Here is a 14,151-nt window from a genome sequence, read left to right as displayed (position 1 = left end):
CGCCTTCCGACCCGGACACCCTCCGGCGGGACTCCGGCCGGCCAGGAACTGTCGGGCGACTCCCGTCGGCAGGTCAGGGACGGTGGGTGATCCACAGCTCCTGCAGCCGGGCGGCGTTCAGCCGGGCCCGGTCACCGTCCGGGGCCTGGATCGCCATCACCATCCGGCGCTCGGGATCGCCGTCACGGTCCCGACGGAAGGTGAAGACGTACGCCCAGGGGTCGCCCTCCTGGAACCGGATGTCGGAGATCTCGTGCCAGCCGTACCGGTGCCGGATCGGACCGGTACGGATCGTCACGCCCTCCTCCGTGGCGACGACCGTGGAGAGCCCCAGCCCCATCAGGAACACCACGATGGCGCCCAGGGTGAGCAGGATCATGGCGAGCTCCGGGACGGTCGCCTGGCGGCGGATCTCCACCGGCAGGGCGAACCAGGTCACCACCGGGCTGCCCAGCACCAGGGCCGAGACCGCGATCGCCGTGGACAGCAGGGCCCGGGACCGGACCCGGAGCAGCACCGCCATGTCTGCCTCGTCGGAGGGTCGCCGGCTCAGAGGCGGCAGGCCACCAGGTCGGTGACGAGGATGGCCCGGGCGCCCAGATCCCACAGTTCGTCCATCACGAGGTGGGCGTCGGCGGCCGGCACCATCGCCCGGACCGCGTACCAGCCCTTCCGGGCCAGCTCGGACACCGTCGGGGATTCGAAGCCGGGGGTCAGCGCCACGGCCGCGTCCAGCTTGTCCTCGGACACGTCGTAGTCCATCAGGACGTACGCCCGGGCCACCAGCACGCCCTCGATCCGCTGCACGAAGTGGTCGAGCCCCTCGGGGGTCTCGCCGGTGCGCTGGACCAGGATCCCCTCGGAGTGCAGGATCGGTTCGCCGAAGACCGCCAGGCCGGCGCGCTTGAGGGTCGAGCCGGTCTCCACCACGTCGGCGATGACGTCGGCGACACCGAGCCGGATGGAGTTCTCCACCGCGCCGTCGAGGTTGATCAGCCGGGCGGACATCGCCCGTTCGTCCAGCCAGGCCTTGACCAGGCCCGGGTAGGAGGTGGCGATCCGCTTACCGTCGAGCTCCTCGACGGTCAGCCGCTGCTCGGACGGGGCGGCGAAGCGGAACCGGGTGCCGCCGAAGCCGAGCGCCCGGATCTCGGTCGCCGCGGCGCCGGAGTCGAGCAGCATGTCCCGGCCGGTGAAGCCGATGTCGAGGGTGCCCTCACCGACATAGATGGCGATGTCGCGGGGGCGCAGGTAGTAGAACTCGACCCGATTGGCCTCGTCGACCACCATGAGTTCCTTGGACTCGGTGCGCTGCCGGTAGCCGGCCTCGCGCAGCATCTGCATCGATGCCTCCGACAGGGAGCCCTTGTTCGGGACGGCGACCTTGAGGAAGGGACGTTCAGCGTTCACGGCCCCACCCTAGTGGGGCGTCCGCACCGCCGACCAATCCGACCGCGCGGGCGGGACGGCGGCCTCAGAGCTTGCGGTAGACGTCCTCGAGGGTCAGCCCGGTGGCGATCATCATCACTTGGGCGTGGTAGAGAAGCTGCGAGATCTCCAGAGCGGTGGCGTCCTTGCCCTCGTACTCGGCCGCCATCCAGACTTCGCCGGCCTCCTCGACGATCTTCTTGCCGATCTGGTGCACGCCCGCGTCGAGCTCGGCAACGGTGCCGGAGCCGTCCGGACGGTTGACCGCCTTGTCCTGGAGCTCGGCGAACAGACTCTCGAAGGTCTTCACGCGGTCGAGACTATCCGACGTACGCTCCGAGCAGCCGCCGGCGTGGACGGCGACACCGAGCAGGGCGTCGGCGGCCCGGGCCAACAGACCGGGCGCGGTGGGGTCGGTCCCCTCGCCTGCCAGCGTCGCGGCGACCCAGGCATCGATCGCGGCCAGTGCGGCCGGCGCGTCGAGATCGTCGCGCAGTGCGGCCCGGACGGCGGCCACCGTCGCGGTGGCGTCCGGGCCGGCGGGGGCGGCGACGGCGCGGCACCAGGTGTCCAGCCTGGCGATCGCTGCGAGCAGGCCGGCATCGGTCCACGACCAGTCGTCGCGGTAGTGGTGGGCGAGGATCGCCAGCCGGATCGCCATCGGGTCGACGCCGGCGGCAGTCAGCCGGGAGACCAGCACCAGGTTGCCCCGTGACTTCGACATCTTCTCGCCGTCCAGGCCGACCATGCCGGCGTGCACGTACGCCTGGGCGTAGCGCTGACCGGTGGCGGCGCGGCCCTCGGCGGCGCTCATCTCGTGGTGCGGGAAGGCGAGGTCGGAGCCGCCGCCCTGGACGTCGAAGGTGGTGCCGAGGTAGTGCTGGGCGATCACCGAGCACTCGATGTGCCAGCCGGGCCGGCCAGGGCCGAGCCGGCTCTCCCAGGAGGGTTCGCCCTCGCGGGCCATCCGCCACACCAGGCAGTCGAACGGGTCCACCTTGCCGGGCAGATCCGGGTCACCGCCGCGCTCGGCGAAGATCACCCGCGCCTGCTCCTCGGAGAGGTGGGAGATGGCGCCGTAGTGCGGCACCTGACGGGAGCGGAAGTACCAGTCCGGCGCCTCGACGCCGGCCACCTCCGGATCGAGCCGGTAGACCAGGCCGCGTTCGCCGAGCGCCTCGACCGCGTCCACGACGAGCGGGATCGCCTCGACCGCCCCGACGTACTCCCGCGGCGGCAGCACCCGCAGCGCCTCCATGTCGGAGCGGAACAGGTCGGTCTGGGCCCGGGCCAGCTCGGTCCAGTCCACCCCGGTGGCCCGGGCCCGCTCCAGCAGCGGGTCGTCGATGTCGGTGACGTTCTGCACGTAGTGCACGTCCAGGCCGCGGTCGCGCCAGGTGCGGTTCAGCAGGTCGAACGCGACGTAGGTGGCGGCGTGGCCGAGGTGCGTCGCGTCGTACGGGGTGATGCCGCAGACGTACATCCGGGCTTCCCCCGACTCCGGGCCCACCGGCAGCAGCCTCCCGGAGGCGGTGTCATGGACCCGGACGGGAGCACTCCCGTCACCGGGGACCGTCTGCAAGGCGGGTGAGCTCCAGGCACGCATGCCCGGGACTTTACAGCGGCGGCCAAGGGATCGACGGCCAGGTGTCCTGCGGGGCGGGAAGAGCGCCGGCGGCCAGCATCGCGTCGGCCCGGGTCATCACCGCGGCGATCTCGGTCCGGGTGAGCAGACCGGCGAGCACCTCGGCGGCGACCGTACGGGTCCGCTCCAGCAGCGCTGCCTCGTCGGCGCGCAGGCAGGCGCCGGCCCAGCCCCACAGCACCGTCCGCAGCTTGGGTTCGACGTGGAAGCACAGGCCGTGGTCGCAGCCGAGCACGGTGCCGCGGCTGGGCAACAGGTGGACCCGCTTGCGGTCGGAGTTGTTGACCACCGCGTCGAACAGCGCCAGCCGGCGCAGTCGCGCGTCGTCGCGGTGCACCAGTGTGACGTCGCGTCCATAGGTGTCCGTCGCATCGAGGACACCGAACCAGCCGGGCGGAATCCGGTCGGTGGGCGCGAGACAGACCAGGTCGTCGAGGTCCTCGTCGGTCTCCACCCAGGTCTGCAGCGCCCCCTCCCCCGCCGACGACCGGACCAGCCGGGTGGTCGGGACGACGTCGAAGCCGGCCGCGGCGGACAGCTCGTACGCCGCCGCCTCTCGGGCGGCCAGGGTGCCGTCAGGGAAGTCCCACAGCGGCCGCTCCCCCGCGATCGGCTTCCAGACGCAGCGCACCGGGGCCTCTCCGGGGCAGTCGGCCTCGGCGAGGTAGGTGGCGTTGGAGGCGGTGCGGATCCGGCCGAGCACCCGCAGGGTCGGTCCCGGTCCGGCGAACAGGGGTGTGGTGAGGGCGGGGTGCATCAGCTCCGTCCCTCCGGTCCGGAGGTCCGCCCGTCCTCGACATGACGCCCCGCGGGCAGGCCGACCTGCCGGTCAACGCAGCGGATTGAGGTATCCGTTGGCGCGTGGACAGACATGGCCGTCGGGATCCATCGGTTGGCGGCAGAAGGGACACACCGGCCGGCCGGCGGCGATGACGGCCTGGGCCCGGGCGACGAACTGCCGGGCGTACGCGGGGGTGAGACCGATGATGCAGACGGTCCCCTCCTCGAGCTCGGCGGTGTCGATCTCGCTGAAGCCGGTGATGGTGTCCTCGACATCGTCGGAGAACAGTTCCAGCACCACCCTGTCGTGACGGCTGTCCCAGGCCAGGCTCATCGGCCCGATCCGGAAGTCCTCGGTGATCGGCGCATCCAGGGGACGAGTGTCCGCCACGCCCGCCACCGGTGGCGGGATGATGATGCTGCTGAGGGACCGGGCGGAGACCTCGTCCAGCAGGTGCGCGATCTGGTTGGCAAGCACCTCGACCTGTTGCTTCTCGCAGACCAGCGACGAGAGCCGGTCCTCCTCGCGGACCTGGAGGAAGAACGTACGGTCCCCGGGCTCGCCGACGGTCCCGGCGACGAAGCGGTCGGGGTTGTCGTAACGGAGGGTGAACGCGGTCACAACGCCAGCCTACGTCGAGGATCCGTCGTGGCCAGCCCCCGCCGCGGATCCCTCGCCGGCTCGTCGCGGGGATCCGTCACCACCGGAGCCCGACGCAGGTCCGTCACCAGCTGCCTCCGTCGCGGGCCCGGCACCACCGCCCACCGCGGCATCCTGGCCCGGCCGGGGACCGGTGGGCAGCAGGTCGCGGAGCGGGCCGGAGGTGCTGTTGAGGGTCAGCACGTACGGGCGGGCGGGCGTGTAGCGGATGACGCTCACCGACGCCGGGCTGACCACCAGGCGCTGGAACTGGTCCAGGTGGAGGCCGAGGGCGTCGGCGAGCACTGCCTTGATGATGTCGCCGTGGCTGACTGCGACCCAGACCGCCTCGGCGCCGCTCTCGTCGGCGATCCGGTCCTGCCGGGCCCGCACCGCGGCGACGGCGCGCTGGGCCATCGCCACCATCGACTCCCCGCCGGGGAAGCGGGCGGCCGACGGGTGGGCCTGCACGGTCCGCCACAGCTCCTCACGGGCCAGCTCCTTCAGTTCCCGGCCGCTCCATTCGCCGTAGTCGACCTCCGCGAACGCGTCGTCGACGACGATCTCCGGGGTGACCGGGTCGGGACCCGAAGCGACCGGATCAGGAGTCGCGGTGACCGGGCCGGGCGTCGGAGCGAGCGGATCCGCCGCACACTCGAGGCGCGCCTCGCAGAGGGCCCGGGCGGTCTCCAGGCACCGCTCCATCGGGGAGGACACCACGGCTGCCAGGGCCACCCCGGCCAGCCGCCGGCCGGCGGCCCGGGCCTGTTCCCGGCCGATCTCGTCGAGCCGGACCCCCGGCGTACGGCCGGCGAGGATGCCCGTGGCATTGGCGGTCGTCCGGCCGTGCCGCACCAGCAGGAGGATGGTCATGGGCCCCAGCGTACGGTCAGCTGTAGCGTCCGTACCGGTGTCCGAGCGCCTCGATGTCGTCGGCGAGTTCCAGGCTCTCGATCGTCGCCCGGACCAGCAAGCCCCAGCCCGCGTGGGGTGGCGCGGCATCGACGAGGCGTACGCCCAGCCAGGCCGCGGCGCCCTCCAGCCGGGGACCGTACGACGACCCGCCTCCGGGGCCGGTCCGGACATCGGTGCCGGTCCACACGCCGGTCCGGAACGGCCCTCCCGGCGACGGCGCCACCCTGGCGAACGCATCCGCGACCCGGCCCTGCCCCTGCGCCAGGACGTTCACCATCGCGGCGCCGGTGCTGCGGAAGAGGTCCCACCAATCGCAGTCCTCGTCGACCAGCGCCACCAGTTCGGCGGGCTGCCCCTCCCCGACCAGTACCGAAGAGATCGTCCAGCCGTCCCGGCGGCCGGCCGAGGCACTGGCCCACACCGTCACTGGCGCCGGCAGATGGCCGCGCAACCGGCGGACCGGGTCGCGCAACTCACGCGAGGTGGCGAACGGGTGCTCGTCGTGGATGCTCATGCACCCAGTCTTCCCCAGGCACGGCCGGTGCGACGTTCCGTTAAGGACCCTGGCTCCTGCCCCGGGCGGCCGAGCTCAGGCAGCCTGCCCCGCGGCCCCGGTTCCGCCACGGACCGGGCCGCGATCGCCGGCACGTAGCCCGATTAGAGTCGCGCGCATGGAACAGCGACGCGTCGGCTCCTCGGGACTGCAGGTCTCCCGGCTCGGCCTCGGCACGCTCACCTGGGGCCGCGACACCGCCCCGCAGGTGGCGTACGACCTGATGGCGACCTTCGTCGATGCGGGCGGCACGCTGATCGACACCGCCGCAGCATACGGCGCCGGCGACGCCGAGGAGATCCTCGGGGCGCTGATGGCCCGGGAGTTCGACCGGGAGGACCTCGTCATCGCCACCAAGGCAGGCTTCGGGGTGCGGGACGGGGAGCGGGTGGTGGACACCTCGGCGCGCACCATGCTGGCCGATCTGGACGCCTCGATGGAGCGACTCGGCACCGACTGGATCGACCTGTGGCAGGTGCATGCCTGGGGCCCGGCACCGATCGAGGAGACCCTCGCGGCGATGGACCACGCGGTGGCCTCGGGACGGGTGCGCTACATCGGCCTGTCGAACTTCGTCGGCTGGCAGACCGCCCAGGCCGCGTCGTGGCAGCGGGCGATCACCACCCGGACCCCGATCGCCGCGACCCAGGTGGAGTACTCGCTGATGACCCGGCGCGCCGAGGTGGAGATCCTGCCGGCCGTGCGGGCCATGGGACTGGGCTTCCTGGCCTGGTCACCGCTGGGCCGGGGGGTCCTCACCGGCAAGTACCGCCGCGGCATCCCGAAGGACTCGCGAGCGGCGGCCGAGCATTTCGCCTGGTTCGTCGACCCCTATCTGCAACCGCGATCGCGGGCGATCGTCGACGCGGTGGCCCGGGCGGCCGACGGGCTGGGAATGGCGCCGCTGGAGGTGGCGCTGCTGTGGGTCCGTGATGCGCCGGGGGTGACTGCGTCACTGCTCGGGGCGCGGACGCCCGAGCAGCTCGAGGAGTGCCTGGCGGTCGAGGAGATGTCCCTGCCTGCGGAGATCGCCGCCGCCCTGGACGACGTCTCCGGTGGACCGATGGCCTCCCGCGACGGGGCGGGCCGGCTGTCCGAGCCGCCGACGGGCGGCTGAGCTGCTGCGGCTTCAGTCCCGCGGCGGGTGGTGGCCTGGGGTGAGCCAGGCCGCGGCGACCGCGGTGACGAGGTAGACCACCTGCAGGAAGTGGAAGCCTCGGATGGAGACGATCTCCCCGACGATCCACATTCCCATCACCACGGCGGCCACGAGGCTGGTCAGTTCCCAGCCGACCACCCGTTTACCCGCCGCCAGGGCGGCGATCAGGGAGCTTCCCCCGACGACGGCCAGCAGGATCACCCCGGGGAAGTAGAGGTCAGGGAAGCCGGTGGCGGCCACCCACGAGGGGATGTCGATCAGGCCGACGATGAGGGCGATCCCCCCACCGATCGCGCTGAGGGCGTTGAACAGGTGCAGGCCCAGCACGATGCCGTGCCGATGCGGCACGCGTCGGGCCGGCGCCACGGTGTCCGGCGTCATGGCGCCACGTTATCGGGTGCCCGGCTCGTCCTTGCGGGCGCCTCGGCCCACGCCTTGTCCGTCCCGCGACGCCTGACGCCTTGTCCATGCCGGAACGCCGGCTTACTCGGGGAAGAACTCCCAGGTGGGGCGGACCCGGATGATCCGGCGCCGCACCCACACCTCGCGGCTGCCGTCGCGATAGCGCCGCAGCCGGTGGAGCTCCCAACCGCCGCGTTCGGCTTCCTCGGTGAGGAGCTGCCGCAGGGCGTTGCGGGACATCTCGCGGCCCACCGAGAAGCGACGTACGTCGTAGTCGCTCTCGGGACGCTGGCGGGGCTTGATCGGCACGCCCCCATTGTGCCGGGCGCGGCAATCGTGGTGGCACCGTGTCATGGCCACGGGCCGAGGGTGTCCCATCGAGGGGTTGAGAGCGGGCAGCGACCACATCACAGCGCCACCGCGCCACCGTGTCAGTGTGCGGCGGCACCGGGTCAGTACCTACATGGCCTCTCGGACGAGTCAACGCGGCAATTGGCGTTGACCCCGAGCCTTGGGTATAGTCCTACATCGCTGCCCAGCGCTGCTGGGCCAGCGAGCACACCTGTCCGGGTGGCGGAATTGGTAGACGCGCTAGCTTGAGGTGCTAGTGCCCGCTTTAGGGCATAGGGGTTCAAGTCCCCTCTCGGACACAACTGATGAGAAGGCCCGTCCACTTGTGGGACAGGCCTTCTCATGTCCAAGGGATGGTCGACCGTTCCCCACGAGCCGCGCCCGAGCGCGGCCGATTGCCCGCCCGGGGACCGACTGCGTGCCCCGTCCGCCGCCAACAGCATCGGCCCGCCGATGTCGCTGCCGGTCCGGGTGGCCTCGCGATCAGCTTGCGCATCCGCAGGTGGATCGCCACCATCGCGACCAGAACCGCAAGACACGGCACCGAACTCACTGTGACTCATGCCCAGGACAGTCACAGGTGGTCCGGCTTCGCACGTGGTCCGGCTCCGCACGCCACCGCGCCCATCTGCTGTCGTGTCTTGGCACACCGTGTCAGATGGTGCTAGGAGGATGCTGGACAGCAGGCCGGCCGGAGGGGAGACGATGTGACGGGTCGCGCAGATTGACATGAGTCGCCGAGCATCAGCCGAGCGGCCGGACGCCGCTTCGGGCCTCACGCAGAAGTGGCACCACTTCGTGGATCGGGATGGACAAGCCTCGGTCCGGACCGAGATCAACGACATCGTCATGAATGTGCCCACCCCCAACGGGCGGGCCCTGGCGTATGCAGGCGCGAACCGAGGCACGCTTCTACTTCAGTGAACCACCCGAGACGCCCGGCAAGATCATCGGCCTTCGTCTGCACATCAAGGACACGACCGGTTCAGACCAGGACGTGTCCTTCAAGCGGAACCGGAAGGACGGCTGGATGATGGTGGGCCCGATGGCTCCCAAGGATGCAGCCGTCATCGGTCCACTGAGGATCCCTCTCCAGCTGGGAGAAGCGACCTCTTCGTTCGTCATGAATCCCGACATGGCTGCGGCCAACGCCAAGGTCGAGTTCATTCAGGCGGCCTAGGTGGACATCAACGAGCTCATTGCCTCCGTTGAGCTGGAATCGGTGAGGTTCGTCGAGGCCAGCGGCCTGCTCGCGTCCCAACTGGATGTTCCCCTCCCCGAAGGTGACGTGACCTTCGAGCTGAAGACGCCGTCGTGGGACAGGCACATCGAGGTGTGGGTCCGAACCATCGTGCGGATCCTCGACGATGCGCTGATCCGTGTTGCCGTCAGCGTCACGTACGTCCGTGAGGACGAGACTCCCGTACCGGACGATGTGAAAGCAGCCTTCCTGGAACGCGTGGCCGTGATGGCCGCCTTCCCCTATCTCCGGGAGGGAGTCCAGTCGCTCGCCACGCGAGTAGGGGTCGCCGTCCCAACCCTCGGCCTTCTCAAACAGGCCCATGTGACGCTGATCCCTGCCGAAGCACTTCCGACTGAACCGTGACGTCGGCAGCACTCTGCCTGTTGGTAGCGCTCTGTTGGCAGCGACTCACCCGGGAGAGGAAGGACCAGAGCGCGGTCGGTTCCGGCGCGGACTGAGCGCCACCGAGCCGAACCCGCGCGGCAGCGGCCGCGCGCTGCTACCGTCAGGTCAGACGGATCTTCTGGCCGGTGCCGGAGTCGGGCGGGGGCGTAGCCCACCTGCGCAGGCTTCCCCGGCCGTGTCTCCTCAACTCGATGGGGGATTCATACGCGATGCCGGCCATGACGGAGCTTGAAGTCGAGCGGCTCATCAAGCGCTTGACCGATGAATCCCCCCAACTGTCGCCCGTGGTGGTCGACGCCACGGTCCGTGAGATCCGCGCCGGCCTGTCCGGCGCGGTCCCCGATTTTGTCCCCCTGCTGGTGGAACGTCAGAGCCGTACAGCCTTGGGCATCTCGTCCTCCGGCGCCTTGATGGGTTCACTGGCCGGCAGGGTCGGCGTTCCGCGTCTGGGCGCTACCGTGAGTGCCGATGGGGTCACCTTCTGCGTCTTCTCACGTGACGCCGCGTCCATCACGTTGGCGTTGTTCGACGACGCCGACGACGCGGTGCCGTCGCGGTCGATACGGCTCCATCCCCGGAAGAACCGCATTTATCACTACTGGAACGTGTTTGTCAAAGGACTACGCGCCGGACAGTTGTACGGCTACTACGCCGAAGGGCCCCACCGGCCCGAGGATGGCCTGTTCTTCGACTCGTCGAAGCTGCTGATCGATCCGTACGCGTCGGCGCTGGCGTTCCCCGCCGACTACTCACGTACGGCGGCCATGACTGAGGGGGACGACACCGCGGCAGCGGCCAAGTGCGTAGTGGTGGATCCGGACGCGTACGACTGGGAGAGCGACCGTCCGCTGCGGCGCGACTTCGATGCCAGCTTCATCTATGAGATGCACGTACGAGGGTTCACCGCGAACCCGAACTCCGGCGTCGCGCCGGAGATCCGTGGCACCTATGCCGGGATGATCGAGAAGATCCCCTTCCTGCAGGAGCTGGGGGTGACGACGGTCGAGGTGCTGCCGGTCCAGCAGTTCGACTGGCAGACGGCGCCGGCGGGACGGATCAACTATTGGGGTTACCAGCCGATGGCGCTCTTCGCCCCGCATGCCCCCTACAGTTCGCACCGGGACCGGCTGGGTCCGGTCGACGAGTTCAGGGATCTGGTCAAGGCACTGCACCGGGCCGGGATCGAGGTGATCCTGGACGTGGTGTTCAACCACACTGCCGAGGGCGGTTCGGATGGACCGGTGATGTCGTGGCGGGGACTGGACAATCTGACGTACTACATGGTGGATCGGAGCTCGGGGACGTCGGTCGATTTCACCGGCACCGGGAACACGATCAACACCAACGAGACGGTCGTCCGGCGGATGATCCTGGACTGTCTGCGCCACTGGGTCCAGGACATGCACGTGGACGGCTTCCGCTTCGACCTGGCCTCGGTGCTGTCGCGCGGTCAGGACGGCGCTCCCTTGCGGGACCCGCCGATCCTGTGGGACATCGAGACCGACCCGGTGCTCGCGGGCACCAAGATCATCGCGGAGGCCTGGGACGCGGCGGGACTGTACGAGGTGACCACGTTCGTGGGTGACCGCTGGGCGGTGTGGAACGGCGCCTACCGGGATGTGGTGCGCCGGTTCGTCAAGGGGGATGCCGGGATGGCCGGCGCGTTCGCCGACTGCCTGATGGGCAGCGCCGGGTTGTTCCAGCAACCGGATCGCGATCCGCTGCGGAGCATCAACTTCGTCACGGCTCACGACGGGTTCACCCTCAACGACCTGGTCAGCTACAACGCCAAGCACAACGAGGCCAACGGCGAGAGCAACCGCGACGGTGCCGACCAGAACGAGTCATGGAACTGCGGTGTGGAGGGCCCTACTGATGATCCGGCGGTGGAGCGGCTGCGGGGTCAGCAGGTCAGGAACTTCCTGGTGGCGCTGTTCGTGTCCCAGGGCCGGCCGATGATGCTGATGGGCGACGAGGTGCGCCGCAGTCAGCGGGGCAACAACAACGCCTACTGCCAGGACAACGAGATCGGCTGGTACGACTGGGATCTCACCACCCGTGAGGCCGACCTGCTGCGCTTCGTCCGCGAGCTGCTGCAGTACCGGAAGGGATCGGTGCTGTTCGCCGACCGCAACTTCTGGGGTGAGGCCGGCAGTTCCACGGTGACCTGGCACGGTATCGAACTCCACCAGGCCGACTTCGGGAGCGCGTCCCACACGATAGCGGTGGAGCTGACCCATCCGGGCAGCGACGAGCACCTGTTCATCATCTTCAACGCGTACTGGGAGCCACTGGACTTCGCGCTGCCCGTCCTGTCGACCGGGGAGCGCTGGCACCGGCTGATCGACACCGCCAAGCCGTCTCCTGATGACTTCTCCGACCCCTCGGCGCCCCTGGACCCGGGCCGAGAGCGGTACCGGGTCGCGGCACGCTCCTCTGTCGTGCTGACCGCGAAGCCCGACACGGACTGGCGCGAAGTCGAGGGGATCCTGGACCGGCTGACGGTGGCCTTCCCCGACGTGCCGCCCGACGTGATCGGGGCAACGATCCACGACGTGCACGCTCAACTGACCGGCCCGGTCCGGGACTTCATCCCGATCCTTGTGGAACAGCGCAGCCGCGACCACCTGCGCGCGGCAGCCCGTGGGCATCTCCCCGAGTGATCCCGCGGGTGAGGTGGTTGCGTGGGGCTGTGAGGCGGTTGAGTGGGTCTGGGGCAACCGGGTGCCCTGCGTACCGTATCGGGACGGGAGTGCCGTACGTACGCACCGGGACCGACCGCCGGAACCTCGGCACGACGAGCGCGGACGAGTTCGTCATCACCGGCGCGTCGACTAACCTCGTCCCATGACCTCTGTTCCGCAGCGTGACCGACTCGGCTCACCGGCGACGCCGGTGATGCTCGGAGGTGAAGCCGCGGGGCGCCGATGACATCGCATCAGGAGCCCTCGGAGGCAGCGCGGACCATGCCGGCTCCCGCCGGCTCCTTGGTCGGCGCCGCGCAGGACACCCACCGCCCTGCCGATCCCCGGGCCACCGTCCAGCGGTCCGCCGTCGTCCGGGCCACCGTCCAGCGGCCGGTGGTCGAGCGACTGCGCGCCGCACTCCTCGCCGGCCGCCCGGGTGGGCTCCGGCTGTCCGGTTGGGTACATCTCGTCGTCGGGCTGCAGCTCCTGCTGATGACGATCTACAGCAGCGGGTACGGCTACCAGCGCGACGAACTGTACTTCCGGATGCTGCCGCCGGCCTGGGGCTACGTGGACCAACCGCCGTTCACGCCGTTCCTGGTCCGGACGCTCTCCCAGCTCAGCGACCACACCTGGTCGATCCGCCTCGCCGCGACGCTGGCGACGTGTCTGGCGACGTACGTCCATGTGCTCATCACCCGGGAGTTCGGCGGCTCCCGGCGGGCCCAGGTGATCTCGGCCGTGGCGTACGCCTTCGCCCTGGTGCCGTTGGCCCTGGGCCACAACCTGCTCACCGCCACCGTCGACCTGCCGCTGTGGGGACTCACCGCGCTGTTCGTCTGCCGGGCGGTGCTCCGCGACGACACCCGCTGGTGGATCGCCGCCGGCGCGGTCATCGGACTCACCACGTACAACCGGTGGCTGATCATCGCCTTCGTGCTGGTGCTGCTGGCCGGCATCGTGCTGACCGGACCCCGCCACCAGCTGACCGACCGCAACACCTGGCTCGGCGGCGGGCTGGCGCTGCTGCTGGCGCTGCCGAACCTGTGGTGGCAGGCACAGCACGGCTGGCCCCAGCTGACCTTCGGGATGGCGCTGGCCGGGTCGAACAACGCCGATGTCCGCCGCGGCATGTGGACCCTGCTGCCGATCATCATGGGCCCCTTCCTGCTGCCGTTCTGGGGCGCCGGGATCGTCGCCCTGTTCCGCCGGCCGGCGTGGCGACGGGCCCGGTTCCTGGTCGTGGGGCTGGTGATCTTCCTGCTGATGATGGTTCCGGTGGCCGGGCAGGCCTACTATCCGGTGGGTCTCGTCTCGGTGCTGCTGGCGATCGGCTGCGTGCCGGTGGCCGAGTGGGCGACGACTGTGCGCCAGCGGCGTGCGGTGGCCGGGCTGCTGGCCGCCAACGCCCTCACCGGCATCGTCTTCGACCTGCCGGTGCTGCCGATCGAGAAGAGCCCCACCCGCTACTTCAACCCGCTGGCGCTGGATGCGAGCTTCTGGCCGACGTACGTGGATCAGGTCGCCGACGCCTACCGTACGTACGCCCCGCAGCGTCCGGGGACCACCGTGGTGCTGGCCGGCGACTACGGGGAGGCGGGCGCGATCGACCGGTTCGGGCCCGAGGCGGGCCTGCCCCCGGTCTACAGCGGCCACAATTCCCTGGGTTGGCTGGCGCCGCCGCCCGACAGCGCCACCGCGGTGGTCGCCGTCGGGATCCCGCTCAGCACCCTGTCGAGCCACTTCTTGTCGTGCATGCAGGTCGGTCGCCTCGACAACGGCTACGCGATCAAGATGTACCAGCAGGGTCAGCCGATCGTGGTGTGTGACGGGCGACGCGACCCATGGACGAAGATCTGGCCCGATCTGACCCACTGGGGCTGAAGCCCTGACTGGGCGGGCCCGGAGGCCGGCCGAAGCCACCCGCCGACAGGCCCGGCGAC

Annotated in this window: 14 protein-coding genes and 1 tRNA gene; 6 read left to right on the top strand and 9 right to left on the bottom strand. The window is 70.2% G+C overall.

Annotated features, from left to right (window positions below):
- Positions 1-73 precede the first annotated feature (73 nt).
- The 7 genes from R0145_RS06820 to R0145_RS06790 form a co-directional block, all read right to left on the bottom strand.
- Positions 74-523, bottom strand: coding sequence for a PH domain-containing protein (locus R0145_RS06820; protein WP_317839611.1), 450 nt, complete (start codon positions 521-523; stop codon positions 74-76).
- Between the two features lie 26 nt (positions 524-549).
- Complete coding sequence (gene hisG, locus R0145_RS06815) at positions 550-1,410, bottom strand: ATP phosphoribosyltransferase (RefSeq protein ID WP_317839610.1); 861 nt, start codon at positions 1,408-1,410, stop codon at positions 550-552.
- Between the two features lie 64 nt (positions 1,411-1,474).
- Positions 1,475-3,034: a cysteine--1-D-myo-inosityl 2-amino-2-deoxy-alpha-D-glucopyranoside ligase gene (gene mshC / locus R0145_RS06810; RefSeq protein ID WP_317839609.1), complete on the bottom strand. Its 1,560-nt coding sequence runs from the start codon at positions 3,032-3,034 to the stop codon at positions 1,475-1,477.
- Positions 3,035-3,044: 10 nt separating this feature from the next.
- Positions 3,045-3,830, bottom strand: coding sequence for an SCO1664 family protein (locus tag R0145_RS06805; protein WP_317839607.1), 786 nt, complete (start codon positions 3,828-3,830; stop codon positions 3,045-3,047).
- 72 nt (positions 3,831-3,902) lie between these two features.
- Positions 3,903-4,475, bottom strand: a complete 573-nt coding sequence (locus R0145_RS06800; protein WP_317839605.1) for a DUF3090 family protein — start codon at positions 4,473-4,475, stop codon at positions 3,903-3,905.
- A 9-nt stretch (positions 4,476-4,484) separates the two neighbouring features.
- Entirely contained in the window at positions 4,485-5,366 is an 882-nt protein-coding gene (locus R0145_RS06795; protein WP_317839604.1) for an MSMEG_4193 family putative phosphomutase, read from the bottom strand.
- A 16-nt stretch (positions 5,367-5,382) separates the two neighbouring features.
- Positions 5,383-5,922: a flavin reductase family protein gene (locus tag R0145_RS06790; RefSeq protein ID WP_317839603.1), complete on the bottom strand. Its 540-nt coding sequence runs from the start codon at positions 5,920-5,922 to the stop codon at positions 5,383-5,385.
- Positions 5,923-6,079: 157 nt separating this feature from the next.
- Between R0145_RS06790 and R0145_RS06785 the strand changes: the two genes are divergently transcribed.
- Positions 6,080-7,078, top strand: coding sequence for an aldo/keto reductase (locus R0145_RS06785; protein WP_317839602.1), 999 nt, complete (start codon positions 6,080-6,082; stop codon positions 7,076-7,078).
- A 12-nt stretch (positions 7,079-7,090) separates the two neighbouring features.
- Here the strand turns inward: R0145_RS06785 and R0145_RS06780 are convergent, their stop codons facing one another.
- Entirely contained in the window at positions 7,091-7,501 is a 411-nt protein-coding gene (locus R0145_RS06780; protein ID WP_317839601.1) for a hypothetical protein, read from the bottom strand.
- A gap of 102 nt (positions 7,502-7,603) precedes the next feature.
- Positions 7,604-7,831 carry a DUF5703 family protein gene (locus R0145_RS06775; RefSeq protein WP_317839599.1) on the bottom strand — a complete coding sequence of 76 codons (228 nt, stop codon included), beginning with the start codon at positions 7,829-7,831 and terminating at the stop codon, positions 7,604-7,606.
- Between the two features lie 255 nt (positions 7,832-8,086).
- On the opposite strand from R0145_RS06775, the gene R0145_RS06770 reads away from it, so the two are divergent.
- The 5 genes from R0145_RS06770 (at position 8,087) to R0145_RS06750 (ending at position 14,092) form a co-directional block, all read left to right on the top strand.
- Positions 8,087-8,172, top strand: a tRNA-Leu gene (locus R0145_RS06770).
- Between the two features lie 587 nt (positions 8,173-8,759).
- On the top strand, positions 8,760-9,053 hold the full coding sequence (locus R0145_RS06765; RefSeq protein ID WP_317839598.1) for a hypothetical protein: 294 nt from the start codon (positions 8,760-8,762) through the stop codon (positions 9,051-9,053).
- The gene (locus tag R0145_RS06760; RefSeq protein ID WP_317839597.1) at positions 9,054-9,479 is read left to right on the top strand and encodes a hypothetical protein; all 426 of its coding nucleotides are present in this window, start codon (positions 9,054-9,056) and stop codon (positions 9,477-9,479) included. It abuts the gene before it with no gap.
- Between the two features lie 167 nt (positions 9,480-9,646).
- Positions 9,647-12,184 carry a glycogen debranching protein GlgX gene (glgX, locus tag R0145_RS06755; protein WP_317839596.1) on the top strand — a complete coding sequence of 846 codons (2,538 nt, stop codon included), beginning with the start codon at positions 9,647-9,649 and terminating at the stop codon, positions 12,182-12,184.
- Between the two features lie 303 nt (positions 12,185-12,487).
- On the top strand, positions 12,488-14,092 hold the full coding sequence (locus R0145_RS06750; protein WP_317839595.1) for a glycosyltransferase family 39 protein: 1,605 nt from the start codon (positions 12,488-12,490) through the stop codon (positions 14,090-14,092).
- Positions 14,093-14,151 lie beyond the last annotated feature (59 nt).

This window comes from Raineyella sp. W15-4, from assembly GCF_033170155.1.
Taxonomy (GTDB): Bacteria; Actinomycetota; Actinomycetes; order Propionibacteriales; family Propionibacteriaceae; genus Raineyella.
Note: the sequence above shows the minus strand (reverse complement) of the source record. Positions and strands in the feature narration are given on the sequence as shown.